The sequence below is a fragment of the Streptoalloteichus tenebrarius genome (assembly GCF_024171885.1).
Lineage (GTDB): Bacteria > Actinomycetota > Actinomycetes > Mycobacteriales > Pseudonocardiaceae > Streptoalloteichus > Streptoalloteichus tenebrarius.
On sequence record NZ_JAMTCP010000027.1, the window covers coordinates 22020 to 46415 of the forward strand.

19 protein-coding genes are annotated in these 24396 nt (G+C 74.1%); 9 read left to right on the top strand and 10 right to left on the bottom strand.

Annotation, left to right across the window (positions count from 1 at the left end; translation table 11 throughout):
* Positions 1-17 precede the first annotated feature (17 nt).
* Both LX15_RS20845 and LX15_RS20850 read left to right on the top strand, forming a co-directional pair.
* Positions 18-1421, top strand: coding sequence for a PPE domain-containing protein (locus LX15_RS20845; RefSeq protein WP_253671304.1), 1404 nt, complete (start codon positions 18-20; stop codon positions 1419-1421).
* Positions 1418-2215: an ESX secretion-associated protein EspG gene (locus LX15_RS20850; RefSeq protein WP_253671305.1), complete on the top strand. Its 798-nt coding sequence runs from the start codon at positions 1418-1420 to the stop codon at positions 2213-2215. Before LX15_RS20845 ends, LX15_RS20850 begins: the two co-directional genes overlap by 4 nt.
* Before the next feature lie 91 nt (positions 2216-2306).
* Here LX15_RS20850 and glpD read toward each other — a convergent pair whose 3' ends face one another.
* Positions 2307-4052: a glycerol-3-phosphate dehydrogenase gene (glpD, locus tag LX15_RS20855; protein WP_253671306.1), complete on the bottom strand. Its 1746-nt coding sequence runs from the start codon at positions 4050-4052 to the stop codon at positions 2307-2309.
* 278 nt (positions 4053-4330) lie between these two features.
* Between glpD and LX15_RS20860 the strand changes: the two genes are divergently transcribed.
* Positions 4331-5077: an MIP/aquaporin family protein gene (locus tag LX15_RS20860; protein ID WP_253671307.1), complete on the top strand. Its 747-nt coding sequence runs from the start codon at positions 4331-4333 to the stop codon at positions 5075-5077.
* A gap of 52 nt (positions 5078-5129) precedes the next feature.
* Positions 5130-6632 (top strand): glycerol kinase GlpK, encoded by a 1503-nt coding sequence (gene glpK, locus LX15_RS20865; RefSeq protein ID WP_253671308.1) that lies wholly within the window; start codon positions 5130-5132, stop codon positions 6630-6632.
* 154 nt (positions 6633-6786) lie between these two features.
* Here the strand turns inward: glpK and LX15_RS20870 are convergent, their stop codons facing one another.
* Positions 6787-8190 carry an NAD(P)H-quinone dehydrogenase gene (locus tag LX15_RS20870; protein ID WP_253671309.1) on the bottom strand — a complete coding sequence of 468 codons (1404 nt, stop codon included), beginning with the start codon at positions 8188-8190 and terminating at the stop codon, positions 6787-6789.
* Positions 8191-8348: 158 nt separating this feature from the next.
* On the opposite strand from LX15_RS20870, the gene LX15_RS20875 reads away from it, so the two are divergent.
* Complete coding sequence (locus tag LX15_RS20875; RefSeq protein WP_253671310.1) at positions 8349-8801, top strand: gamma-glutamylcyclotransferase family protein; 453 nt, start codon at positions 8349-8351, stop codon at positions 8799-8801.
* 474 nt (positions 8802-9275) lie between these two features.
* On the opposite strand, the gene LX15_RS20880 is transcribed toward LX15_RS20875, so the two are convergent.
* From LX15_RS20880 to LX15_RS20895, 4 genes are all read right to left on the bottom strand, one after another.
* Positions 9276-10598, bottom strand: a complete 1323-nt coding sequence (locus LX15_RS20880) for an amidohydrolase (RefSeq protein ID WP_253671311.1) — start codon at positions 10596-10598, stop codon at positions 9276-9278.
* Positions 10595-11836, bottom strand: a complete 1242-nt coding sequence (locus tag LX15_RS20885) for a M20 family metallopeptidase (RefSeq protein WP_253671312.1) — start codon at positions 11834-11836, stop codon at positions 10595-10597. Before LX15_RS20885 ends, LX15_RS20880 begins: the two co-directional genes overlap by 4 nt.
* A 230-nt stretch (positions 11837-12066) precedes the next feature.
* A complete protein-coding gene (locus LX15_RS20890; RefSeq protein ID WP_253671313.1) occupies positions 12067-12378 on the bottom strand; it encodes a hypothetical protein in 312 nt (103 codons plus the stop codon).
* A 297-nt stretch (positions 12379-12675) separates the two neighbouring features.
* Complete coding sequence (locus tag LX15_RS20895; RefSeq protein ID WP_253671314.1) at positions 12676-14319, bottom strand: acyl-CoA mutase large subunit family protein; 1644 nt, start codon at positions 14317-14319, stop codon at positions 12676-12678.
* 188 nt (positions 14320-14507) lie between these two features.
* On the opposite strand from LX15_RS20895, the gene LX15_RS33195 reads away from it, so the two are divergent.
* The 3 genes from LX15_RS33195 to LX15_RS20910 all read left to right on the top strand — a co-directional run bounded on the left by LX15_RS33195 (position 14508) and on the right by LX15_RS20910 (position 19054).
* Positions 14508-16433, top strand: a complete 1926-nt coding sequence (locus LX15_RS33195; RefSeq protein WP_253671358.1) for a serine/threonine-protein kinase — start codon at positions 14508-14510, stop codon at positions 16431-16433.
* Positions 16434-16607: 174 nt separating this feature from the next.
* A complete protein-coding gene (locus LX15_RS20905) occupies positions 16608-17384 on the top strand; it encodes a purine-nucleoside phosphorylase (protein WP_301304986.1) in 777 nt (258 codons plus the stop codon).
* Entirely contained in the window at positions 17381-19054 is a 1674-nt protein-coding gene (locus LX15_RS20910) for a phospho-sugar mutase (protein ID WP_253671315.1), read from the top strand. Before LX15_RS20905 ends, LX15_RS20910 begins: the two co-directional genes overlap by 4 nt.
* 269 nt (positions 19055-19323) lie before the next feature.
* On the opposite strand, the gene LX15_RS20915 is transcribed toward LX15_RS20910, so the two are convergent.
* The 3 genes from LX15_RS20915 to LX15_RS20925 all read right to left on the bottom strand — a co-directional run bounded on the left by LX15_RS20915 (position 19324) and on the right by LX15_RS20925 (position 21325).
* Positions 19324-20322 carry an aldo/keto reductase gene (locus LX15_RS20915; RefSeq protein ID WP_253671316.1) on the bottom strand — a complete coding sequence of 333 codons (999 nt, stop codon included), beginning with the start codon at positions 20320-20322 and terminating at the stop codon, positions 19324-19326.
* The gene (locus tag LX15_RS20920) at positions 20319-20729 is read right to left on the bottom strand and encodes a MerR family transcriptional regulator (RefSeq protein ID WP_253671317.1); all 411 of its coding nucleotides are present in this window, start codon (positions 20727-20729) and stop codon (positions 20319-20321) included. Before LX15_RS20920 ends, LX15_RS20915 begins: the two co-directional genes overlap by 4 nt.
* 101 nt (positions 20730-20830) lie before the next feature.
* Positions 20831-21325 carry a DUF4188 domain-containing protein gene (locus LX15_RS20925; protein WP_253671318.1) on the bottom strand — a complete coding sequence of 165 codons (495 nt, stop codon included), beginning with the start codon at positions 21323-21325 and terminating at the stop codon, positions 20831-20833.
* Positions 21326-21381: 56 nt separating this feature from the next.
* Here LX15_RS20925 and LX15_RS20930 point away from each other — a divergent pair, with 56 nt between their 5' ends.
* A complete protein-coding gene (locus LX15_RS20930) occupies positions 21382-21978 on the top strand; it encodes a TetR/AcrR family transcriptional regulator (protein WP_253671319.1) in 597 nt (198 codons plus the stop codon).
* A gap of 87 nt (positions 21979-22065) precedes the next feature.
* Here LX15_RS20930 and LX15_RS20935 read toward each other — a convergent pair whose 3' ends face one another.
* On the bottom strand, positions 22066-24018 hold the full coding sequence (locus tag LX15_RS20935; protein WP_253671320.1) for a glycoside hydrolase family 18 chitinase: 1953 nt from the start codon (positions 24016-24018) through the stop codon (positions 22066-22068).
* Between the last annotated feature and the right edge of the window lie 378 nt (positions 24019-24396).

Here is a 24396-nt window from a genome sequence, read left to right on the forward strand (position 1 = left end):
ACCCGGGAGGGCAGGGCATGGGCGACCACCGTTGGCGCGGGTACACCCACGAGGAGCTCTACGCGCAGATCCACGCCGGCCCCGGCGCCGCCGCGTCCGCCTCGTCGGTGAGCCGCTGGGCGGAGCTGACCAGGGCCCTCGGCGAGATCGACAGCGACCTGAGCGCCGCGTTGGAGCGGTGCGGCGGGAGTTGGGAGGGCGCCGCGGCCGAGGCCGCCCGCGCCGGCCTGACCCCACTGGGCCAGTGGGCGTGCGACGCGCGCGGCGGCGCCGAGGTGATGCGGTTGTCCGCCGAACTCCAGGCCGACTACGTGAGCAAGGCCCGCGCCGACATGCCGCAGCCGGTGCCGGTGACGGCGGAGGAGCCGTCGGCGGCGGTGACCGGTCTGGTGCACCTGTTCGGCGGGCAGACCGACTACGAGCGGCAGGAGGCCGCGGCGGACGCCGCGGAACAACGCGCGTTCGAGGTGATGGCGACCTACGAGAGCAGCACCAGGAGCAACACCAGCACGCTCGGCGAGTTCTCCCCTCCGCCCGAGGTCGTGGTGGCGACGCCGGCGGTGACGGTGGCGGTCGGAGCCGGCGTGGCCGGCCTGCTCGCGCGAGCGCCCCGCGCGGGCGGCGCGGTCTCCGCCGGTGGCGGGGCGCGGTCCGTGGCGCCGACCCAGCGTCCGGGGAGCACGCCGCAGAAGACGGCGCCGCCGCCCCGACAGCCGTCCCCGACCACGGGTGCGCCCTCGATCTCCGTCTCGGCGAACGTCTCGACCGCATCGCCCGGCACCCCGCCCAACGCCTCGCCGGGTGTCTCGTCGGCGCCGGCGGGCGCGCGGGGCGGACCGGCGCCGGTGCCGCCGCAGCCGGGCCATCACCCGCCGACCGTGCCGGGGCCGCGCCCCGCTCCGCCGCCCCCCGGGCCCCCGGCCCCCCGGCCGGTGCCCACCGCGCCGGGGGCTCCGCCGCGCGGCGGAGCGACGGGACGGTCCACAGTGGACGGTTTTGCCGGGCCGAGGGGCCGCACGACCGACGATCCTCCCGGCGGCGGCCGGTCCGCGCGCGAGGAGGCCACGTCGGACGGCCCGAGGGACCACCGAGGACCGACACCCGGCCCGTTCGTCGAGGGTGGACCGGCCCGGCCGAACCACACCCCCGCCCCCGCTCCCGCGGTCGGCGCCGCCTCCCTGCCCGTACCGGGCGTGATCGGCCCCGACCCCGTGCTCGCGCACCGGGCGACGTCCTCCGCCGCCCCGCCGTCCGCCTCACCCGCCCTCGGCCCGGCGCGCTCCGACGGCGAGGGCGACGGCGAGCGGCCGAACTACCTGCTTCCCGCCGACGACCTCCTCGGGGACCCGTCCCGCCCGTCGCACTTCGGCACCGGCCAGCACGTGGTGCCGCCCGTGATCGGCGAGAGCGGAACGCCGTGATCGACCTCGACGGCGCCACGCTGGCCGAACCCCTCACGCTCAGCGCGTTGGAGTTCGACGTGCTCTGGGAGCACCTGGACCTCGGGCCGATGCCGCTTCCGATCAAGGTGCCGTCGCCGGGGCGGACCTGGTCGGAGCGGTCCGCGCTGGCCGAGCGCGCCTGGGCCGGGCTGGCCGGGCGCGGGCTGGGCAGCGCCCCGCACGTGGAGCCCCGGCTGGCGGACCTGTTGCGGCTGCTGGCGCACCCCGAGCGCGAGGTCGACGGGCGGATCTGGCTGGGCCGCCGGGTGCGGGTGCTGGCCGCGGCGACCGGTGACGACGCGGTGCTCGCGGTGCTCGACGGCGAGTGGCTGACCCTGAGGGAGGCCGCGGCGACCGGGCTGCCCAGGGAGGCGGTGGGCGTGCTGCCCCCGTGCTCCGCCGGCCCCGGCCACTCGGTGACCCTGCCCAGCGCCGACCTCGACGCGGCCGTGGCGAGCTGCGACGGCAGCCCCGAGGGACTGGCCTCGGCGCTCCAGGCCAGGGGCGTGCGGAGCGAGGACGCCCGCGCCCTGGCCAGGATGACCCGCGACGCGTCGCGCCTCGGCCAGTTCGGCGCGGCGGCCAGGGACGCGCTCGGCCGCCGCCGTCGCACCGCCTGGGTGGTGGGCTTCTTCGACACCCCGGAGGGCCGCTACCTCCAGGTGCGCCGGGCCAGGGAGGGCTGCGCGCCGTGGAGCACGGTCTGCCCCACGGACCAGCGCCGGCTCCTCGCCCACGTCGAGGAGGCGCTCGCGGAGGCCGAGAACCGCTGACCGGCGAGCGCCCCGGTGGGGTCAGGACGCCGTTCCCCTGGTGGGGTCAGGACGCCGGCTCCGTGGGGTCAGGCGAGCCGGATCGGCCGGTTCAGGCGACCGGCTCGGTGACGCGGGAGCGCGCCTCCGGCGCCGCCGACCGCCTGGCGTCCGCGGCCTGGTCGTCCGGCTGGGTCTGCGAGTCCCGCTCGGCCTCCACCCTGGCCGTGTAGACCTCGACCTCGCGGGCCACCGTGCCGTCGTCCCAGCCGAGCACCTCCCCCATCAGCCGGGCCACGGCCTCGGCGCAGTCGATCCCCCGGTGCGGGTACTCGATCGAGATGCGGGTGCGCCGGGTCAGCACGTCCTCCAGGTGCAGCGCCCCCTCGTGCGAGGCCGCGTAGGCCACCTCGACCTGGAGGTAGTCCGGTGCGGCGGGGATGGGCTTGAGCAGCTCCGGCCGCTCCGCGGCCAGCGCGAGCACCTCGTGCACCAGCGAGCCGTAGCGGTCCAGCAGGTGCCGGACCCGGTACGGGTGCAGCCCGTACCGGCCGGCGAGCTGGTCGGCCTGGTTGACCAGGGCGTGGTAGCCGTCCGCGCCGAGCAGCGGCACCTTGTCGGTGATCGAGGGGGCGATCCGGCCCGGCAGGTCGGGGGCGGCGGCGTCGACCGCGTCGGCGGCCATCACCCGGTACGTCGTGTACTTGCCGCCGGCGATGGCGACCAGGCCCGGCGAGACCCGGGCCACCGCGTGCTCCCGGGACAGCTTCGAGGTCTCCTCGCTCTCCCCGGCCAGCAGCGGCCGCAGACCGGCGTAGACGCCCTCGATGTCGTCGTGCGTGAGCGGGGTGGCCAGGACCTGGTTGACGTGGTCGAGGATGTAGTCGATGTCGGACCTGGTCGCGGCGGGGTGGGCCAGGTCGAGGTTCCAGTCGGTGTCGGTGGTGCCCACGATCCAGTGGTTGCTGCGCCACGGGATGACGAACAGCACGGACTTCTCGGTCCGCAGGATCAGGCCGGAGTCGGAGACGATGCGGTCCCTCGGCACCACGATGTGCACGCCCTTGCTGGCGCGGACCCGGAACCGGCCCCTGCTGCCGGACAGGCGCTGGATCTCGTCCGTCCAGACCCCGGTGCAGTTGATCACCACGTGGGCGGAGACGTCGACCTCGCGGCCGTCCTCGACGTCGCGCACCCGCACGCCGGAGATCCGGTCCGCCTCCCGCAACATGCCCACGACCTGCGTGGACGTGCGGACCACCGCGCCGTAGTGCGCGGCGGTGCGGGCGACGGTCATCGTGTGGCGGGCGTCGTCGGCGTGGGCGTCGTAGTAGCGGATGCCGCCGATCAGCGCGTTGCGCTTCAAAGCGGGCACCAGACGCAGCGCGCCGGCCCGCGTGAGGTGCTTCTGGCCGGGCACCGACCGCGCCCCGCCCATGGTGTCGTAGAGGAACAGGCCGGCCGCGGTGTAGGGGCGCTCCCAGATCCGGTGGGTCAGCGGGTACAGGAAGCTCACCGGCTTCACCAGGTGCGGCGCGAGCCGGGTCAGCATCAGCTCGCGTTCCCGCAGCGCCTCCCTGACCAGCCCGAACTCCAGTTGCTCCAGGTACCGCAGGCCGCCGTGGAACAGCTTGCTCGACCGGCTCGACGTGCCGGAGGCGAGGTCCCTGGCCTCCACCAGGGCGACCCGCAGCCCGCGGGTGGCCGCGTCCAGGGCCGCCCCGGCCCCGGTCACGCCGCCGCCGACCACGACGACGTCGAACTGGTCGGTTCCGAGGCGGCGCCACGCCGCCTCCCGCTCGGCCGTCCCGAGCCGTCCGGTGGTCGCCTCAGCTTGTCGGGGGTCCGGCTGGGCCACTGCTCCCGCCTCCTCACCGCGCCGTGCGTGCCGCGCCGTGTCTCGATCGTCAACGCTACCCGGCAAGCATGCGACATCCCGGCTCTCCTCGCCGGGTGGCCGGCGTTCGGGTGGCCGCCACCCGGCCCACCCCGCCAGGATGGTCGTGCACCGCGACGACCAGGGCCGGGACGGGGAACACGGCCGTCGTCGGCGCGACGCCGGAGAGCCGTCCGCCACCCGACGTGGCCCGCGACACACGGTCGGGCGGCCGCGGGGAGCGGGCAGAGAGGACCGCGATGACCAACGGCGAGGTCTTCGTCTGGGAGCTGCTCGGGACCGCGACGCTCATCCTGCTCGGTGTCGGGGTCGTCGCGAACGTCACGCTGCGCAGGAGCCTCGGCCGGGGCGGCGGGTGGCTGCTGATCTCCTTCGGCTGGGGGTTCGCGGTGTTCACGGGGGCGAGCGTCTCGGCCCCCAGCGGCGCGCACCTCAACCCGGCGGTCACGCTCGGCCTCGCCGTGGCCGGGCGGCTGGACTGGGACAGGGTGCCGGTGTACGTGGCGGCCCAGCTCCTCGGCGCGATCGTGGGGGCGACGCTGGGCTGGCTGGTCTACAAGCTCCAGTTCGACACGCACGACGACCCCTCGGGCACCAGGGGGATCTTCTGCACCGCCCCGACGGTGCCGGGCTGGCCGTGGAACCTCCTCACCGAGGTGGTCGCCACGCTCGTCCTGGTCGTCTGGATCCTGCTCAGCCCGGCGGCGAGGGCGGGCGAGCAGGGCGTGCCCCAGTTCGGCAACTCGGCGCTCGGGTACGCGGCGGTCGCGTTCGTCGTGGTCGCGATCGGCGCGTCGCTGGGCGGCCCGACGGGGTACGCCATCAACCCGGCCAGGGACCTCGGCCCCCGGATCGTCTACGCGCTCGCGCCCATCCGGGGCAAGGGCGGCGCCGAGTGGGGCTACGCCTGGGTGCCGGTGGTCGGTCCGCTGGTCGGCGGCGCGTTGGCGGGCCTGCTGTACCTGGCCCTGCCGACGCCGGCCTGACGCGGGGCGCGCACGACGGACAGGAGCACGACAGGCGGGAGGAGAGCACCCCATGACGCAGTACGTCGCCGCCATCGACCAGGGCACGACGTCCACCCGCTGCATGGTCTTCGACCACTCGGGGCGGGTGGTCGCGGCGGACCAGGTCGAGCACCGCCAGATCTTCCCCTCGGCGGGCTGGGTGGAGCACGACCCCGAGGAGGTCTGGGAGAACACCCGCCGGGTCACCGCCGGCGCGCTGGCCAAGGCCGACCTGGTCACCGAGGACCTCGTCACCGTGGGCATCACGAACCAGCGGGAGACCACGGTGGTCTGGGACCGCGCGACCGGGAAACCGGTGCACAACGCGATCGTGTGGCAGGACACCCGCACGGACGCGCTCTGCCGGCGGCTGGGCGAGCTCGGCGGCGGCCAGGAGCGGTACCGGCCCCGCACCGGCCTCCCGCTGGCCACCTACTTCTCCGGCCCCAAGATCCGCTGGATCCTCGACGCCGTCGAGGGGGCGAGGGAGCGGGCCGAGGCCGGCGAGCTGGCCTTCGGCAACATGGACTCCTGGGTGCTGTGGAACATGACCGGCGGCCCTGACGGCGGCGTGCACGTCACCGACCCGACCAACGCGTCCAGAACCCTGCTGATGGACCTGGAGACGCTGTCGTGGGACGAGGAGATCTGCGCGGACATGGGCGTCCCGCCGGCCATGCTGCCCGAGATCCGGTCGTCCTCGGAGGTCTACGGCAAGGTGCGGGGGCGCGGGCCGCTGAGCGGTCTGCCGATCTCCGGCATCCTGGGCGACCAGCAGGCGGCCACGTTCGGGCAGGCGTGCCTGTCGCCGGGCGAGGCCAAGAACACCTACGGCACCGGCAACTTCGTCCTGCTCAACACCGGGACCGAGAAGGTGATGAGCGAGAACGGGCTGCTCACGACGGTCTGCTACCAGCTCGGCGACCAGGCGGCGGTGTACGCGTTGGAGGGCTCGATCGCGGTCACCGGCTCCCTCGTGCAGTGGCTGCGGGACAACCTGGGGTTGATCTCCTCCGCCGACGAGATCGAGCGGGTCGCCAGGACCGTGGAGGACAACGGCGGCGCGTACTTCGTGCCCGCGTTCTCCGGCCTGTTCGCGCCCTACTGGCGGGCCGACGCCAGGGGCGCGATCGTCGGCCTGACCCGGTTCGTCAACCGGGGCCACCTGGCGCGGGCGGTGCTGGAGGCGACCGCCTTCCAGACCCGCGAGGTGATCGACGCGATGAACGCGGACTCCGGCGTGCCCCTCAAGGCGCTCAAGGTCGACGGCGGCATGGTCGTCAACGAGCTGCTGATGCAGTTCCAGGCGGACATCCTGGGCGTTCCGGTGATCCGGCCCGTGGTGAACGAGACCACGGCGCTCGGCGCGGCCTACGCCGCCGGGCTGGCCGTCGGCTTCTGGTCGGGCGAGGAGGACATCCGCGCGAACTGGGCCAAGGACAGGGAGTGGACGCCCCGGATGGATGAGGCCCACCGCGAGGAGCAGTACGCGAACTGGAAGAAGGCCGTGACCAAGACCTTCGACTGGGTCTGAGGACGCGCCCCCGTGCCTCCGACGCCGCCGGCCGTTCCCGGCCGCGGACGGCCAGGGAGCCCGAACCCCGGGGGAACGCGAGACGCGAGGGCGGCCCGACGGGCGCGCCCCCGCGCCGACCCCGGTCAGCCCGGGTCAGTCAGCTCAGGCCAGGTCAGTCCAGGTCGTCGTGCCGCATGAGCTGGCGGCCGGCCTCGGTGATCGAGCCGGACAGCGACGGGTACACCGAGAACGTGTAGGTCAGGTGCTCCACCGTGAGCTGGTTCTGCACCGCCAGCGCGATCGGCAGGATCAGCTCGCTGGCCACGGGGGCCACCACGACGCCGCCGATCACCACGCCGGTGGCCGGCCGGCAGAACAGCTTCACGAAGCCCCGGCGCAGGCCCTCCATCTTGGCCCTCGGGTTGGTGGCCAGCGGCAGCATGATCGTCCGCGCCGGCACCTCGCCGCTGTCGATCGCCTGCTGGGTGATGCCGACCGTGGCGATCTCCGGGTTGGTGAAGACGTTGGAGGCGACGGTCTTGAGCTTGATCGGCTGGACGCCCTCGCCCAGCGCGTGCCACATCGCGATCCGGCCCTGCATCGCGGCCACCGAGGCCAGCAGCAGCACGCCCGTGCAGTCGCCCGCCGCGTAGACGCCGGACACCGAGGTCCGCGACACCCGGTCCACCGGGATGTAGCCGCCGCGGCCCAGCTCGATGCCGATCCGCTCCAGGCCGATGTCGGCGGTGTTCGGGACCGACCCGACGGTCATCAGGGCATGGCTGCCCTCGACGGTCCGGCCGTCCTGGAGGTGCACCACGACGCCGTCGGCGGTCTTCTCGATCCGCTCGGCCCGCGCGTGCTTGACCACGGTGGTGCCGCGCTCGGCGAAGACCTCCTCCAGCACGGCGGCGGCGTCGGCGTCCTCGTGCGGCAGCACCCGGTCCCTGCTGGACACCAGCGTGACCTTGACGCCCATCTCGGTGTACGCCGAGGCGAACTCGACACCGGTCACCCCGGAGCCGACCACCACGAGGTGCTCCGGCAGCGCGGTGAGGTCGTAGATCTGCCGCCAGGTCAGGATGCGCTCGCCGTCGGGCTCCGCGCCCCGCAGCACGCGGGGGTTGGCCCCGGTGGCGATCAACACGACGTCGGCGGGCAGGACCTCGCGCGAGCCGTCGGGCAGCTCCACCGAGACCCGGTGCTGCGCCAGGCCCGGCTGGTCGTCGCAGAGGCGGGCGTGCCCGGTGAGCAGCCGGACGCCCTCCCGCTGGAGGCGGGCCCGCACGTCGGCGGACTGGGCCAGCGCCAGCCCCTTCACCCTGCCGTGCACGACGGGAACCTCGACGGCGGCGTCCTCGTTCTGGTTGCGGATGCCCAGCTCGCCGGCGTTGCGGAAGGCGGACCGGGCGGTCGCGGAGGCGATGAACGTCTTCGACGGCACGCAGTCGTACAGCACGCAGGCGCCGCCGAGCGCGTCCCGCTCGACCACGGTGACGTCGGCGCCGTGCTGCGCGGCCACGAGCGCGGCCTCGTAGCCGGCGGGTCCGCCTCCCATGATCACGATGCGGGTCACGTGGTCCTCCTCGCAGCACAGGCCTCGCTCAGGGCCGGGTGACGGCCAGCTTCACCGTACGCGGTGGCCCCCGGACCGGGGTCGGGTGGCCGGACCGGGTCGGTGAACGGATGGTATGCGTCCCGTGGGGTGATCCGAGTGTCGCTACGCTGTGCTCCGTGCCGCTCTACGCCGCTTACGGGTCCAACATGGACCCGGCCCAGATGTTGGAGCGCGCCCCGCACTCGCCGATGGTGGGCACGGGGTGGCTGGAAGGCTGGCGGCTGACCTTCGGCGGCGAGGACGTCGGCTGGGAGGGCGCGCTCAGCACGATCGTCGAGGACCCGCACTCCCGGGTGTTCGTCGTGCTGTACGACGTCAGCCCGGAGGACGAGCGGAAGCTCGACGGCTGGGAGGGCGCCGAACTCGGCCTGCACAAGAAGATCCGGCTGCGCGTGCAGACCCTCGAGGGCTCGGTCGTCGCCTGGTTCTACGTCCTCGACGCGTACGAGGGCGGCCTGCCGTCGGCGCGCTACCTCGGGGTCGTCGCCGACGCCGCCGAGGCCGCGGGCGCGCCGGCCGACTACGTCAACGATCTGCGCACGCGCCCCTGCCGGGGCATCGGTCCCTGACCGCCGAGCGACCGCCGAGAGGCCTCGGCGCGGTCACCTCGGCGCTGTGACCTCGGCGCTGTGACCTTGGCGGGGTGACCCCGGAGCCGCCGGCCGGCGCGCCGCCGCGCCCCCTGGTGCGGCGGCGGTGTCGCGCGCCCATTCCGTGAAGGCCGACGAGTGAAACCTGACGGAGTGAAACGTCACCTCGCCGGGGCGGAAACGAACAGCGGGGCGTGAGCGATACCCGGGGTGACGCCCCCGCCGGAAAACCGGACGGAAAATCGACCGGGGCGCTTTTGTCGCGCGCGGCGCCGCCATCCCGGAGGGATCACCCGGGTGACAGAAACAGGGTTTCTCCACCACGCGAAAGCGTGAATTCCGGCTCCGGGAGAAACGCGGTCCGCCGGCGGGCACACGACCACCACCGAGGCGGACGACGGAAGACCGACGCGCCCGGACGACGGCGGGAGCCGCTCCGGGCGCGCCGGGACGTCACGACGCCGACGGCTCACCCGTGAGCGCGGTGAGCGCGGCGTGCACGAGGACACGGACGCCGACCAGCAGGGCCCGCTCGTCGAGGTCGAACGTGGGCTGGTGCAGGTCCTTCTTCGGGCCGTGCCCCGGCCACACGCCGAGCCGGGCGAACGAGCCGGGCACGTGCTCCAGGTACCACCCGAAGTCCTCGCCGCCGGAGGACTGCTGGGTGCCGGCCAGCGCGTCCTCGCCGAGGGCGGCCCGCACGGCGTCCCGCAGCAGGTGGGTGCTCTCCCTGTCGTTCACCACCGGGGGGACGCCCCGCTGGTGGTGCCACTCGAAGCCCACGCCCGTCGGCAGGAGCAACGCGTTGACCAGCTCCTTGACCAGCGGCTCCAGCCCCGTCCAGCAGTCGCGGTCGCCCGTGCGCAGGGTGCCGCGCAGCACCCCGTCCTGCGGCACCGCGTTCGGGGCCTCGCCGGCCTGGACCTGGCCCCACACCAGCACCGTGCCCGAGCGCGGGTCCACCCTGCGGGACAGCAGCGCGGGAAGGCCGGTGATCACCGTGCCCAGTGCGTGCACCAGGTCGGCGGTCAGGTGCGGCCGCGAGGTGTGCCCACCCGGCGAGGTCAGGCGCAGTTCGAGCAGGTCGGAGGCGGAGGTGATGGCGCCGATCCTGGTGCCGACCCTGCCGACCTCCAGCCGGGGGTCGCAGTGCAGGCCGAAGATCCGGTCGACGCCGTCCAGCCCGCCCGCGGCGATCACGTCCAGCGCGCCGCCGGGCATGACCTCCTCGGCGGGCTGGAACAGCAGGCGCACCCTTCCCGGCAGGGCTGGCGCGTTGGCCAGGGCCAGCGCCGCGCCGAGCAGCGCCGTGGTGTGCGCGTCGTGGCCGCAGGCGTGCGAGACGCCGGGGCGGGTCGAGGCGAACGGCAGGCCGGTGGCCTCGGTCAGCGGGAGCGCGTCGATGTCGGCGCGCAGCGCCACGCACGGGGAGCCGGAGCCGATGTCGCAGACCAGGCCGGTCCCGCCGGGCAGGATCCTCGGCCGGAGCCCGGCCTCGGTCAGCGTCTCGACGAGGAAGCGGGTGGTGGCGTGCTCGTGGCGGGACAGCTCGGGGTGGGCGTGCACCCGACGCCGCCACGCCACGACGTCCCCGCCGTGCGCGGCCAACCAACCGTCCAACCAGGACGGTCCACGGCCGGCGCCGAGGTCCTCCACAGTGGACATGGTGGGGGCGGCGACGCCCGTCAGCGCGTCGGACGCGCCGGAGAACGGGCCGTCGGCGTCCGTCACCGGTTCCGACACCGGCGCTTCGGTCCTGGAGTCCAACACGGTCACACCGCACCTCCTGCTGGGGAAGAGGCGGCCGCGACGGCGGCGGATACCGTCGCCCCGCGACGCGCGACCCCGGACAGCAGCCGGGCGCGCTGGGTCTGGTCGGTGGCGGCGGCCACGACGGTCCACGCCATGGCCACCGCGCCGTCGAGGACGGCCCGGTCGGCCGAGGGCGTGGCGCAGGCGGCCGCGAACTCGGGTTGGTGGTTCACCGCGTCTCCGCAGTCGATGGCGATCGTGGGGTGGATCCCGGGCAACGCGCGGGTGACGTTGCCCATGTCGGTGCTGCCGGTGGAGCGGGTTCGCTCCTCCTCCTGGCTCAGCGGCCGACGTCCGAGCTCCACGACGGCCGCGCGGTAGGCGTCGGCCAACCAGGGGTCCGGATCCAGCTCGGCGTACGGCGGCCCGAGCTGGACCACCTCGTGGGCGCAGCCGGTGGCCACCGCCCCGGCGTGGAAGCAGTCCCGGATGCGGTTCTCCAGGCGCTGTAGGGACTCGACGTCGGCGGCCCGCAGGTAGAACACGGCCGCGGTGTGCGCGGGCACGATGTTCGGTGCGGCCCCGCCCCTGGTCACGATACCGTGAACCATTTGCTTCGGCTCGAAATGCTGGCGCGCCAGGCCGATCGCCACCTGGGCCACGGTGAGCGCGTCGGCCGCGTTCACCCCGAGGTGTGGCGCGGCCGCGGCGTGCGACTCCCGGCCGGTGTAGCGGACCTCCAGGTCGGTGATGGCCAGCGACGGGGGCGCCACCATCTCCTCGGGCGCGGGGTGGACCATGAGCGCGAGCGCGACGTCGTCGAACACGCCGCGCTCCAGCATCAGCACCTTCCCACCGCCGGCCTCCTCGGCGGGGGTCCCGATCACCCGGACGGTCAGGCCCAGCTCGTCGGCGACCTCGGCGAGGGCGAGCGCGGCGCCGACCGCCGCGGCGGCGATGACGTTGTGACCGCAGGCGTGCCCGACCTCGGGCAACGCGTCGTACTCCGCGCACAGGCCCACGACGAGGTCTCCCGAGCCGTAGCTCGCGGTGAACGCGGTGTCCAGGTCGGCGACGCCCCGTCGGACGGAGAAGCCGGCGCGCTTGAGCGGCTCCACCACCTTGGCGACGCTGCGGTGCTCGGCGAAGGAGAGCTCGGGCTCGGCGTGCAGGCTCCGGGAGAGCCCGACCAACGCGTCCGCGTTCCGGTCGACGGCCGCGCGGCAGCGTTCCTTCGGATGGCTGGTGGGGTCGGTACTCATTTGCCACCATCCTGCATCAGATGTGGATCGTTCATGGACGATCACGGGGTTATGACGGGCGTTCGGTCGCCGTGCTGCGCCGAACGGTTCGCCGGACTTCAGCCTGGCAGAACGTTACGCGGATCAACCCGACGGATTTCCCGAATCTTGGGAAGACCTTTCCGGTTCGTGTGCCGCGCGTGTGACGCCGAGGTGTCCGGCGGATGACGCGGATCTCCGCCGCGGATCTCCTACGAGGAGCGCTTCTTCCGCACCCGGCGGCCGTAGAAGACGATCGCGATCAGGACCGCGCCGACGAGCCCGATCACGAGTCGCCTCTTGTCCTCCGCGAGATCCCCTGGCTGTCGGGCGTCCTCGCTGGACCGCTCGGGCGTGCCCGCCGTCGGCGTCGCCGGCTGGGCCGGGCGCGGGGCGGCGGCGGGGGCGGCGAGGACCGGCGTCCCGGCCGGGGGCGGCGGCTCGGCCGCTCCCGGCATCGCCGTGCCGAGCCCCACCAGGGCGGCGACTAACACCGCGAGCGCCAGACGGCTCGTGCCTCGCATCGTGGCCCCTCCTCGAACGCCTCTCCTCGCCTCGGACGCCCCTGCGGCCCCGCGCGCCCCGACACCGCGGGCGCCTCGGGCGCTCGGCCGCCGGAGACCACGTGGCCCCCGTGCGGACGACAGCGGAGGACGCGGCTCGGGCACCGGGCGTGCCCGACTCCGTGGGTCCCTACTCTGGCGCTCACCCGGCCCGACGATCAACTTCACCCCGCCGGCGGCACGCCCGCGACGCGCCGGAGCCGGGACGTCGTCCCTCCTCCGGGTTCCCTGCCCGGCGCGGAGAGAATCATGGGCGCCTCAGAACGCGTCCGGCGGGACGTAGGCGCCCCACACGTCGCGCAGCGCGTGGCAGACCTCGCCGACGGTCGCCAGCTCCGCCAGCGCCTCCCTCATCGGGTACAGCACGTTGTCCGCGCCCTCCGCCGCCGCACGGAGGGCGTCCAGTCTGTGGGACACGGCGCGCGCGGACCGCCGTCGGCGCAACGCGGCCAACCGTGCGCGCTGATGGTCCTCGATCGCCGGGTCGACCCGGAGCGGCTCGTACGGCTCCTCCTCGTCGACCGTGAACCGGTTGACGCCGACCACGACCCGTTCCCCGTCGTCGATCTGCCGGGCGATCGCGTAGGCGGCGCGTTCGATCTCCGCCTTCTGGAAGCCGCGCTCGATGGCGCGCACGGCGCCGCCGAGGTCCTCCACCCTCGCCAGCAGGGCGAGCACGTCCGCCTCGATCCGGTCGGTCATCGCCTCCACCGCGTAGGAGCCGGCGAACGGGTCGACGGTGGCGGTCAGGTCGGTCTCGTGCGCGAGGACCTGCTGCGTGCGCAACGCCAGCCGGGCGGCCTTCTCGGTGGGCAGCGCGATCGCCTCGTCGTAGGAGTTGGTGTGCAACGACTGCGTGCCGCCGAGCACCGCCGCCAACGCCTGGAGGGCGACCCGGACCAGGTTCACCTCGGGTTGCCGCGCGGTGAGCTGCACACCCGCGGTCTGCGTGTGGAACCGGAGCATCTGGGAGCGGGGGTTGGCGGCCCCGAACTCCTCCCGCATGATCCTGGCCCAGATCCGGCGGGCGGCGCGGAACTTCGCCACCTCCTCCAGCAGGGTCGTGCGGGCGACGAAGAAGAACGACAGGCGCGGCGCGAACTCGTCGACCGCCATGCCGGCGCGGAGGGCGGCCCGCACGTACTCCGCGCCGTTGGCCAGGGTGAACGCGATCTCCTGCACGGGGGTCGCCCCCGCCTCGGCCATGTGGTAGCCGGAGATCGAGATGGTGTTCCACCGGGGGATCTCGGCCCGGCAGTAGGCGAACACGTCGGAGGTCAGCCGCAACGACGGGGCAGGGGGGAAGATGTAGGTGCCCCTGGCGACGTACTCCTTGAGCACGTCGTTCTGGACGGTGCCGGTCAGCCGGTGGCCGGGGACGCCCTGCTCCTCGCCGACGAGCTGGTAGAGCAGCAGCAGCACGGCCGCCGGCGAGTTGATCGTCATCGAGGTGGAGACCCCGTCGAGCGGGATGCCGGCGAACAGCGTCCGCACGTCGTCGAGCGAGTCGACCGCGACGCCGACCCTGCCGACCTCGCCGTGGGCCATCGGGTCGTCGGAGTCGTAGCCCATCTGCGTGGGCAGGTCGAAGGCCACCGACAGGCCGGTGGTGCCGGCCTCGATCAGCCGGTGGTAGCGGGCGTTGGACTCGGTGGCGGTGCCGAACCCGGCGTACTGCCGCACGGTCCACGGCCGCCGGCGGTACATCTGCGGGTGGACGCCCCGGGTGAACGGGTACGCGCCGGGCTCGCCGAGCCGCCGCGCCAGCCCCTCCTGGCCGCCGGCCAGGTCGGCCGACCGGTACACGGGGCGGATCTCGAAGCCGGACTCGGCGAGCCTCCGCTCCCCCGGCTCCCCGCCGGTCCCCCGCGCCGGGCCGCCCGGCGCGTCCGCGTCGGTCATGACCGCCTCCTCCCCGGTCGCGTCCCGCGCCGGCGCGCCGGTCCCGCGCGGCGACAGGGCGACCACGAGGTGTGGACAATGTGAACGTGCCCACGCCCGTCCCGGACCAGCCGGTGCAGCCCGACCAGCCCGAGCCGCGTCGTGTCGCCGGCCGCTACCGGCTCGACCACGTCATCGGGCGCGGCGCCATGGGCACCGTGTGGTCCGCGCACGACGAGATCCTGCGCCGCAGGGTGGCGGTGAAGGAGGTCCTGCTGCCGCCGGGCATCCCGGACCACGAGGCCGACGAGCTGCGCGAGCGCACCCTGCGCGAGGCCAGGGCGATCGCCGTGCTGTCCCACCCCAACGTCGTGACGCTGCACGACGTGGTGCGGGAGAACGGCGAGCCGTTCGTCGTGATGGAGTTGCTGCCCTCCCGCAGCCTGGCCGCGCTGGTGCGCCGCCTCGGGCGGCTCAACACCCAGCAGGCCGCGGCCGTGGGGGACGCGGTGGCGGCCGCGCTCCAGGCCGCGCACCGGGCGGGCATCACCCATCGTGACATCAAGCCGGGCAACGTGCTCGTCGGCGACGACGGGCGGATCAAGCTGACCGACTTCGGCATCGCCCGCAACGTCGCCGAGGCGACGCTGACGAGCAAGGGCCTGATGCTGGGCTCTCCCGCCTACATCGCGCCGGAGATCGCCGCGGGGGAGCCGGTCACCCCGGCCGCCGACCTGTGGAGCCTGGGCGCGACGCTGTTCACCGCCGTCGAGGGGCAGCCGCCGTACGACGCCGACGGCAACCCGGTGGAGACGGTCAACCAGGTCGTCCACGGCGAGGTGCCCCGACCGACGTCGGCGGGGCCGCTGGAGCCGGTCATCACCGGCCTGATGGTCAAGGACCCGCGGCGGCGGATCCCGCTGACCGAGGTGCGGCGCCGGCTGCACCCGCTGCTGCCCGACCCCGGCGCCCAGGTCTTCGAGCCGGACGACGGGGACGACGAGCCCGAGACCGGCGAGCGCGGGACGATGCGGGGCGCCCCGGTCGGCCTCACCGAGCCCGCCGGGGCGCGACGCGACCGCCCCGCCCCGCCCTCGGCCGACGCGCCCGGCGACGCCGCGGGTGACGCGGCCGGTGACGCGGCCGCCAGGGCCGCCGACGCGGCTGCCGCGGTGACCGAGCCGGACCTGCCCGACCTCTCGACGCCGCTCGCGGCCGACCCCGGGCCGCTGCCGTTCACCCCGCGCCCGCTGCCCACCGACCCGCCGACGCTGCTCACGCCCGACCCGGGACCCCTGCCCTTCCCGACCGACCCGCCCTCGGCGTCGGAGCCGGCGGCGCCGCTCGCGGCCGACCCGGGACCGCTGCCGTTCACGCCCCGCCCGGCCGTCGAGGAGCCGCCCACGGTCCTGGCCGCCGACCCGGGGCCGCTGCCCTTCCCCGAGCCACCGGCGCGCCGCGCGCCGAGGACGGCGGCCCGCCGCGCGGCGCTGCTCGCGCTCGCCCTGGTGCTGTTCGTCCTCGCGGCCGGCGGGGGGTTCGCGCTGGCCAGGATGGTCGCCGGCCGGTCGGTGATCCCGCACTCGGTGCGGGTCCTCGTGCAGGACGCCGGCGGCTCGTCGCTGGACCTGGAGCCCAGGGAGGAGGTCGCGACGAGCACGAGCAACCCCGCCGGCGGCCGGTTCGCCATCCGGGTTCCGCGCGAGTGGCAGTTGTTCAAGGAGGGCAGCCCCGGCGCGCCGGTGCTGCGCTACGCCTCGTCGGACGGCCGGCGCGAGCTGGCCGTGGAGCGGCTGATCGACTTCTACCCCCGCAACGACGTTGGCGGCTACCTGACGGCGCTGCGCCGGTCCTTCCAGAGCGCCGGAGGCACGTTCGACCTGCGGGTGGACCAGGTGTTGCCCCCGGGATCGCCCGGCGCGGGCGAGGGGGCGCACGAGGTGCTGTACCGGACCGAGGAGCGCGGACACGGCAGGAACGCGGGGTCGGCGCAGCTCCGCAGCACCTTCGCCCACCTGCTGCCCCACACCGCCGACCTGTGGGTGGTCCGGCTCACCGTCCCGGTCGAGGAGGAGAACCGGGGGCGCACCGGCGTCTTCGACGAGGTGGCCAGCTCCTTCCGGGTGATCGGCTGACCCGGGGTGAGTCGGGGCCGGCGGCGCTCCCCCTCGGGAGGCCGCCCGCGCGGACTACCCTGACCGGCCGTGACCGGTAGCAGCACGAACCCGACCAGCGACCCGAGCGACGCCCCCGCCGTGGCGCTGCCCTCCAGTGACCCGGCGGTGAACCCCGCCGCCGACCCGACCGGCCTGGCGAGCGAGGCCGCCGCCGTGCTGGCCGAGCGCACCGGCGTGGCCCAGCACGACGTGGCCGTCGTGCTCGGCTCCGGCTGGCGGCCCGCCGCCGACCTGATCGGCGAGCCGGCCGCCGAGGTGCCCGTGGCCGACCTGCCCGGCTTCCTGCCGCCGACCGTCGTCGGCCACGGCGGCACGTTGCGCTCGGTGCCGGTGAACGGCAAGAACGTCCTCGTCGTGCTCGGCCGCACCCACCTCTACGAGGGCAAGGGCGTGCCGCAGGTGGTGCACGGCGTGCGGACCGCGGTACAGGCGGGCTGCAAGCTCGTCGTGCTGACCAACGCCGCGGGCGGCCTGCGCCAGGGCATGCGGGTGGGCCAGCCGGTGCTGATCAGCGACCACCTCAACCTGACGGCCACGTCCCCGCTGGTCGGCGCCACGTTCGTCGACCTCACCGACCTGTACTCGTCGCGGCTGCGCGCCGTGGCCAGGGAGATCGACCCCTCCCTGGAGGAGGGCGTGTACGCCGGCCTGCCGGGCCCGCACTTCGAGACCCCGGCGGAGATCCGGATGCTGCGCGGCATGGGCGCCGACCTGGTCGGCATGTCCACCGTGCTGGAGGCCATCGCGGCCCGCGCGGCCGGCGCCGAGGTGTTCGGCCTGTCGCTGGTGACCAACCTCGCGGCCGGTGTGACCGGTGAGCCGATCAACCACGAGGAGGTGCTGGAGGCCGGCAGGGCCGCCGCCAGCAGCATGGGCCGCCTGCTGCGCGAGCTGGTGGAGCGCGCGTGAGCCCGGCGGGCGGGGTGGACCCGGCGCTGCGGGACGCGGCGTTCCGGTGGATCGCCGACGACGTGGACCCGGCCGCCAGGGCCGAGCTCCAGCGGGTGCTGGCCTCGGCGCTGGCCGGGGACGCGGCGGCCGCCGACGACCTGGCCGACCGGATGGCCGGCCCGCTCCGGTTCGGCACGGCAGGGCTGCGCGGTCCGCTGCGCGCCGGCCAGAACGGGATGAACCGGGCGGTCGTGGTCAGGGCCACCGCGGGCCTGGCGGAGTGGCTGCGGGCGCACGGCCGCGCCGGCGGCGTCGTGGTGGTCGGGCGGGACGCCCGGCACGGCTCCGAGGAGTTCCACGCCGACGTGGCCGGTGTGCTGGCCGCGGCCGGGTTCGACGTCCGGGTGCTGCCCCGCCCGCTGCCCACGCCGGTGCTGGCGTTCGCCGTGCGCCGGCTGGACGCGGTGGCGGGGGTGCAGGTGACGGCCTCGCACAATCCGCCGGGGGACAACGGGTACAAGGTCTACCTGGACGCGGGCGCGCAGATCGTCCCGCCGGTGGACGCCGAGATCGAGGCCGCCATCGCGGCCTCGCCCGCGTCGGTCGCGGTCCCCCGCTCGACGGATTGGTCCACTGTGGACGAGTCTCTGGTCGAGGAGTACGTGGCCGGGGTCGCCGCGCTGCCCACGGGCACGGCCAGGGACCTTCGGGTGGCGTTGACGCCGTTGCACGGCGTCGGCGGCGAGACCGGCGTGCTCGCGTTGCGGGCGGCGGGGTTCACCGACGTGCACGTGACCGCGTCGCAGGCCGCTCCCGACCCCGACTTCCCGACGGTGTCGTTCCCGAACCCGGAGGAGCCGGGCGCGACGGACGCGCTCCTGGCCCTGGCGTCGGAGGTGGGCGCCGACCTCGCGGTGGCGCTGGACCCGGACGCGGACCGGTGCGCCCTCGGGGTGCGGGACCGGGACGGCCGCTGGCGGATGCTGCGCGGCGACGAGACCGGCGTGCTGCTCGGCGACCGCGTTCTGTCCACTTTGGATCGTTCAGCGCACCCCGATCCCCTGGTGGCCACGACGATCGTGTCGTCGTCGATGCTGCGCTCGGTCGCCGAGGCGCACGGCGCGCGGTACGACGAGACGCTGACCGGGTTCAAGTGGCTCGTGCGGGCCGGCGACGGCCGGGGCACCGGGCTGGTCTACGCCTACGAGGAGGCGCTGGGCCACTGCGTCGCGCCGGACCTGGTGCGGGACAAGGACGGCATCTCCGCCGCCGTGCTGGCCTGCGACCTCGCGGCGGAGCTGAAGGCGGCCGGCCGGACGCTGGTGGACGCCCTCGACGAGCTCGCCGTGCGGCACGGCCTGCACCTGACCGACCAGGTGTCGGTCCGCCTCGGTGCGATGGCCGAGGTCCAGTCGGCGATGGCGGCCCTGCGCGAGCGGGTGCCCGCCGAGGTCGGCGGCCGGCCGGTGACCGCGGAGGACCTGCGGCCCAGGGACAACACGCTGGCCCTGCGGGGCGAGGGCCTGCGGATCATGATCCGCCCCTCCGGGACCGAGCCGAAGCTCAAGGCGTACCTGGAGATCGTGGAGCGGGCGGAGAGCACGGCCGAGCTGGACGCGGCGCGGGAACGCGGTCGCGCGGCGCTTCTGGCCCTGCGGGGCGACGTGGAGGCCCTGCTGCTGGGCTGACGCCTCCGGGCAATCGTCGACAGAACGTGGGGCCGTTGTCCGCGCCAGATGCGGACAACGGCCCCACGTTCGATGTGATCCGTCCTCGGTGTGATCGGCCTTCGGTGTGATCCGTCTTGGTGCGTCCGACGGGGTGCGTCCGACGGGATGCGTCCGACGGGGTGCGCCCGACGGGGTGCGGCGCTACCGGCGGTGGTCACCCTGGCGGTCGCCACCCCGGTGGTCGTCCCCCTGCCGGGCGTCGACCACCAGCGCGCAGCGGGCCCGGATCACCGACGCACGAACTTCATGCCGTTCTCGTCGTAGCGGTCGCCGGCGACGGCGTCGAGCGGCACCGCGGCCTCCACCCGCTCCAGCTCCTCCGGGGAGAGCTCCAGCGTGGCGGCGGCGACGTTCTCCTCCAGGTACTTGCGGCGCTTCGTCCCCGGGATCGGCACGACGTCCGCGCCGCGGTGCTGCACCCACGCGAGCGCGAGCTGGCCGGGGGTCACGCCCCGCTCCGCGGCGAGCGCCCGCAGCGCGTCCACGATGGCCAGGTTGCGCTCGAAGTTGCCGTCCCGGAACCGCGGGTAGTTCCGCTGGCGGAAGTCGTCCTCGCCCAGGTCGGCCGTGGAGGTGATCCGCCCGGTCAGGAACCCCCGTCCCAGCGGCGAGTACGGCACCAGGCCGACGCCCAGCTCGCGGCAGGTGGACACGACGCCATCCTCGATGTCCCTGCTCCACAGCGACCACTCGCTCTGCACGGCCGCGATCGGGTGGACGGCGTGGGCGCGGCGGATGGTCTCCGGCGCCGCCTCGGACAGGCCCAGGTGCCGGACCTTGCCCGCCGCGACCAGCTCGGCCATCGCGCCGACGGTCTCCTCGATCGGCACGGTCGGGTCGATCCGGTGCGCGTAGTACAGGTCGATGTGGTCCACCCCGAGGCGGCGCAGCGAGGCGTCGCACGCCTGGCGGACGTACTCGGCGTCGCCCCGCACGCTCCGGCCGCGGGGGTCGTCGCTCCGGACGATGCCGAACTTGGTCGCCAGCACCACGCGGTCGCGCCGGTCGGCGATCGCCCGGCCGACGAGTTCCTCGTTCGCGCCCCTGCCGTACATGTCGGCGGTGTCGAGCAGGGTGACGCCCAGGTCGAGGGCGCGGTGGATGGTGGCGACGGACTCGGCGTCGTCGGTCGTGCCGTAGAACTCGCTCATGCCCATGCAGCCGAGGCCCTGGGCGGACACCTCCAGTGCGCCGAGACGTCGGGTGGGCAGGGCGGTGTCGGTCATGCGGTCGCCTCCTCGGGCGTGGCGGCGGCGCGCTCGCGCGCGGCCTGGTCACGCAGGATCTGGTCGTAGTTGTCGATCTTGTAGTTGAGGACGTCGAGGCAGGACCGGAGTTCGGCGATGCGCTCCAGCACGTCGGCGCGGTGCTCCACGAGGAGCTGCTTGCGGCGACCCGCCGTCATCACTCCCCGGTAGCGGAGCTGGGCGTACTCGCGCATCATCCGGATCGGCATGCCGGTCAGCCGGAGCTTGGTCAGGAAGTCCAGCCAGGTCAGGTCGGCGTCGGAGTAGACCCGTCGTCCACCGGAGTCCCTGGCCGGTGGTTCGAGCAGCCCGATGCGCTCGTAGTAGCGCAGGGTGTCGACCGAGAGGCCGGTGCGCTCGGCGGCCTGGGCTATCGAGTAGGTCACGCCGACGACGGTAGAAGTTGAAGCGCACTCCAGGTCAACCCGGTGGCGCGCGCATCCCGCGATTCCACCCCCCCGGATTCTCCTGGTGGAGGCGGGAAGACTCAGCTCCGGCCGGCGTCCCCGAGTCGACGGCGGGCGCTGGTCGTGGCCGGGGTGACCGGGACGGACGTGGTCGCCGCGGCCATGCCGAAGGGCGGCATGTTCACGTAGACGGCCTCGGCGCTCCCCCGACGCACCTGGTAGGTCTCGTGCCAGACCCCGACCGTGCCGTCCGCGCCGACGCGCCGGTTGAAGTCCCGCCACGCGGGCGCGTGCGGGGCGGCCTGGTCGCCGGCGAAGGCCAGCAGGTGCTCCACGCTGCGCCAGTAGGTCAGCAGGAGCGTCGTCCTGCCGAACCAGGGGCGCCAGCCGAGCAGGCCGGCCTCGGGGTGCTCCGCCAGGTGCCGCAGCATCCTCGGCATCGCCCGGAACACCGGCCACCACCGGTCGACCCGCAGGGGCCGGTTCACCCGCATCCCGATGAGGAAGACGGTCACGCCGTCCTCGGGGACCTCCGCCGTCCAGCGGCCAGCCCGCACCACCACGACAACCCCCACGCTGGTCAGACGTTTCAGAACAGCGTTATAAAACAGTGTCGCGATACGGTGGTCAAGTGCCACGGCCCAAGATCCACGACGAGGCCCTCCGGACGCGGCTGCTCGACCGCACCGGCGAGCTGCTGTCCGCCCACGGCCCGGACGCGCTGAGCCTGCGCCGGCTCGCCGCCGACGTGAACACCTCGACGACGGCCGTCTACTCGCTGTTCGGCGGCAAGGCCGGCCTGGTCGCCGAGGTGCACCGCGAGGCGTGGCGGCGGTTCGGGGCGCGGCTGGCCGAGGTCACCCCGTCCGACGACCCGGCGCGCGACCTGGTGGCACTGGGACACGCCTACCGGGCGAGCGCGCTGGCCGACCCCCACCTCTACGGACTGCTGTTCGGCAGCCCGGTGCCGGACTACACGCCGGACCAGGAGACCAGGGAGGAGTCCATGGCCGCCTTCCGACCCCTGCTGGACGCGGTGCGGCGCGGCGTCGACTGTGGACAGTTCGCGGCCGACCCCCCGGAACGCATGGCGCTCGCCTGCTGGGGCCAGGTGCACGGGCTGGTCTCCCTGGAACTCAACGGTTCCCTGCCCGAGGACGTCGACGTGGAGGGCGGTTACGACACGGCCCTGCGCGCGCTCGTCGAGGGCTGGCGACGCCGCCCCTGAGCGCGCCGGGAGGGGTCCCCGGGACGTCTCCCGGGGACCCCTCGCGCGCGGGACGGGCGGAACGCCCGCCCCCGACGGATGACCGTCCTACTTGGACAGTCCGTTGTGGACAGCGGTCATCAGCTCGCCCTCGGCGGTGTCGCCGTCGAGCGACCAGATCATCGCGCCGCCCAGCCCCTCGTCCCTGGCGTAGCGGGCCTTGCGGGTCAACTCGATCGGGTCGTCGTAGGTCCAGAACGTGGTCCCGTTGAACAGCCACGCGTGCCCGGACGCCTCGTCCCGGTGGAGCTTGTAGCCCTGGCCGAGCAGGTTCTTGAGCTTCTTGTAGTCGTCGATGCCCTTCTCGTAGGTGCCCGGCGCGCCGTCGGTCGCGCTCTGGAACAGACCGTTGTTGGCGTTGGTGACGCCGGTCCAGCCACGGCCGTAGAACGGCACGCCCAGCACCAGCTCGCCCTTCGGGGCGCCCTTGCCCGTGTAGGCCTTGATCGTCGTCTCGATGCTGAACTGCCGCGCGGGCGGCGACGGGTCGCCGGGCACCACCCGGATCGCCGACTGGTGGTTGGTCGTCTTCTCCCACGCGCCGTGCAGGTCGTAGCCCTGGACGGTGCCGAAGTCGAGGTAGTCGAAGATCTTCGGCACCTCGAAGCCGGCCTCGATCTTCGCCGGGTCGGCCGGCAGGAACGCGGTCAGCTCGAACTTCCGGCCCACCTGGGCGCCGTAGGCGTCGAGCTGGCGCCGGAACTCGGCCAGCAGCAGGGTGAAGTTCTGCTTGTCCTCCGGGCGGATGACGTTGCCCACCTCGCCCTCGGAGCCCGGCCACTCCCAGTCGATGTCGATGCCGTCGAAGATCCCGGCGGCCACGCCGGGCCCGCCCTGCGGCTCGCCGCCGATCTTCGGCAGGTTGCCCTTGATGAACAGGTCCAGGCAGCTCGAGACGAACGCCTTGCGCGAGGCGTCGGTCAGCGCGGCGTTGGAGAAGTACTTCGACCAGGTCCAGCCGCCGAGCGAGAGGTTCACCTTCAGGTTCGGGTGCTTGGCCTTCAGCTTCCTGATCTGGTTGAAGTTGCCGGCCAACGGCTGGTCGTAGGTGTCGCCGACGCCGTCGACGGACTCGGCGGCGTTGTAGCGCCGCTGGTAGTCGGCCCAGGCGTCGCCCTGGCCGGCCTGGTTGACCACGAAGCACCGGCCGTCCTGGCTGACGTTGCCGAACGCGTAGTTGATGTGCGTCAGCTTGGCGGCCGTGCCCGAGGTCTCCAGGTTCTTGACCAGGTAGCCCCGGTCGTAGACGCCCCACTGGGTGAAGTAGCCGACCTTGCGCTGCCCGCCGGGGCCGGGGTCGCCGCCACCGCCGTCGGTCGTGCTGACCGTGACCGGCTTGCTGGGCGCGGAGACGTTGCCCGCCGCGTCACGCGCCCGGACGGTGAAGGTGTAGGCGGTCTTGGGCGCCAGACCGGACACGGTGAACGAGGTCCGCGCCGTGGTGCCGACCCTGGTCTCGCCCTGGTACACGTCGTACCCGGTGACCGTGACGTTGTCGGTGGCCGCGTCCCACGCCAGGTCGACGCTGGAGGCGGTGGCGCCGGCGCCGCGCAGGTTGCCGGGGGCGCTGGGCGCCTGGGTGTCGGGCTCGCCGGGCGAGCCGTCGCACGGGGCGCCGTTGACCGTGCAGGTCACGGGGGCGGCGAAGGCGCCGGAGTAGGACACGCCGAAGCCGAAGCTCACCTGGGCGCCGGGGGCGACCGAGCCGTTCCAACCCACGTTGCGGACGGTGACCTTCTGGCCGGAGACGGTGTGGCTGCCCTCCCACAGCGAGGACAGGCGCTGGCCGGCGGCCAGCTCGAACTCGACGGTCCAGCCGGTCAGCGCCGTGGCGCCGCCGTTCTTGATCGTGTACTTGGCCTCGTAGCCGGTCCCCCAGTCGCTGGTCTTGGTGAAGGTCGCGGTGACGCCACCGGCGCCGTGGGCCGGCGGGCCCGCGACACCGAGCGCGACGAGCAGCGCCGCGAGGACCACGGTGAACTGCCATCGACGACGTGGCATGGGTACTCCTTCGGTGCAGGGTGGCCGGGTGCTACCCGGTTGGGGGACAAGATGTGCCCCACCCCACACCCCGTCAAGGGTCTAGACCATTGGGTCACCCGAACGGCCTAGAACGGGATCGGGTCATCGGGACCTGTTCACCGGAACCCGACAACCTCGGCCCCGATTTCCCTTGCGCCACCAGGAAAAGGCGAGTAGAGGCGCGAACTCTGTTCGACACCGGAACAAGATCGGCCAACGCGATGGGAGCTTCCGCCGTCCCACACGGGAAACGACACGCTCGCGAACGCGGACGTGATGACGGGGTTCTCGGCGTCGCCGGCGTTCGCCTCTCCCCCACGCGAGATATCTGTCCTTTGTGGACTCCCGGGGCGGTTT

Bases quoted from the DNA above. Each gene is read 5' to 3' on its own strand.
- LX15_RS20860 (WP_253671307.1), top strand. From the start codon at position 4,331: ATGACCAACGGCGAGGTCTTCGTCTGGGAGCTGCTCGGGACCGCGACG.
- LX15_RS20935 (WP_253671320.1), bottom strand. From the start codon at position 24,018: ATGCCACGTCGTCGATGGCAGTTCACCGTGGTCCTCGCGGCGCTGCTC.
- LX15_RS20890 (WP_253671313.1), bottom strand. From the start codon at position 12,378: ATGCGAGGCACGAGCCGTCTGGCGCTCGCGGTGTTAGTCGCCGCCCTG.
- LX15_RS20885 (WP_253671312.1), bottom strand. From the start codon at position 11,836: ATGAGTACCGACCCCACCAGCCATCCGAAGGAACGCTGCCGCGCGGCC.
- LX15_RS33195 (WP_253671358.1), top strand. From the start codon at position 14,508: ATGGGCACCGTGTGGTCCGCGCACGACGAGATCCTGCGCCGCAGGGTG.
- glpK (WP_253671308.1), top strand. From the start codon at position 5,130: ATGACGCAGTACGTCGCCGCCATCGACCAGGGCACGACGTCCACCCGC.
- LX15_RS20845 (WP_253671304.1), top strand. From the start codon at position 18: ATGGGCGACCACCGTTGGCGCGGGTACACCCACGAGGAGCTCTACGCG.
- LX15_RS20915 (WP_253671316.1), bottom strand. From the start codon at position 20,322: ATGACCGACACCGCCCTGCCCACCCGACGTCTCGGCGCACTGGAGGTG.
- LX15_RS20895 (WP_253671314.1), bottom strand. From the start codon at position 14,319: ATGACCGACGCGGACGCGCCGGGCGGCCCGGCGCGGGGGACCGGCGGG.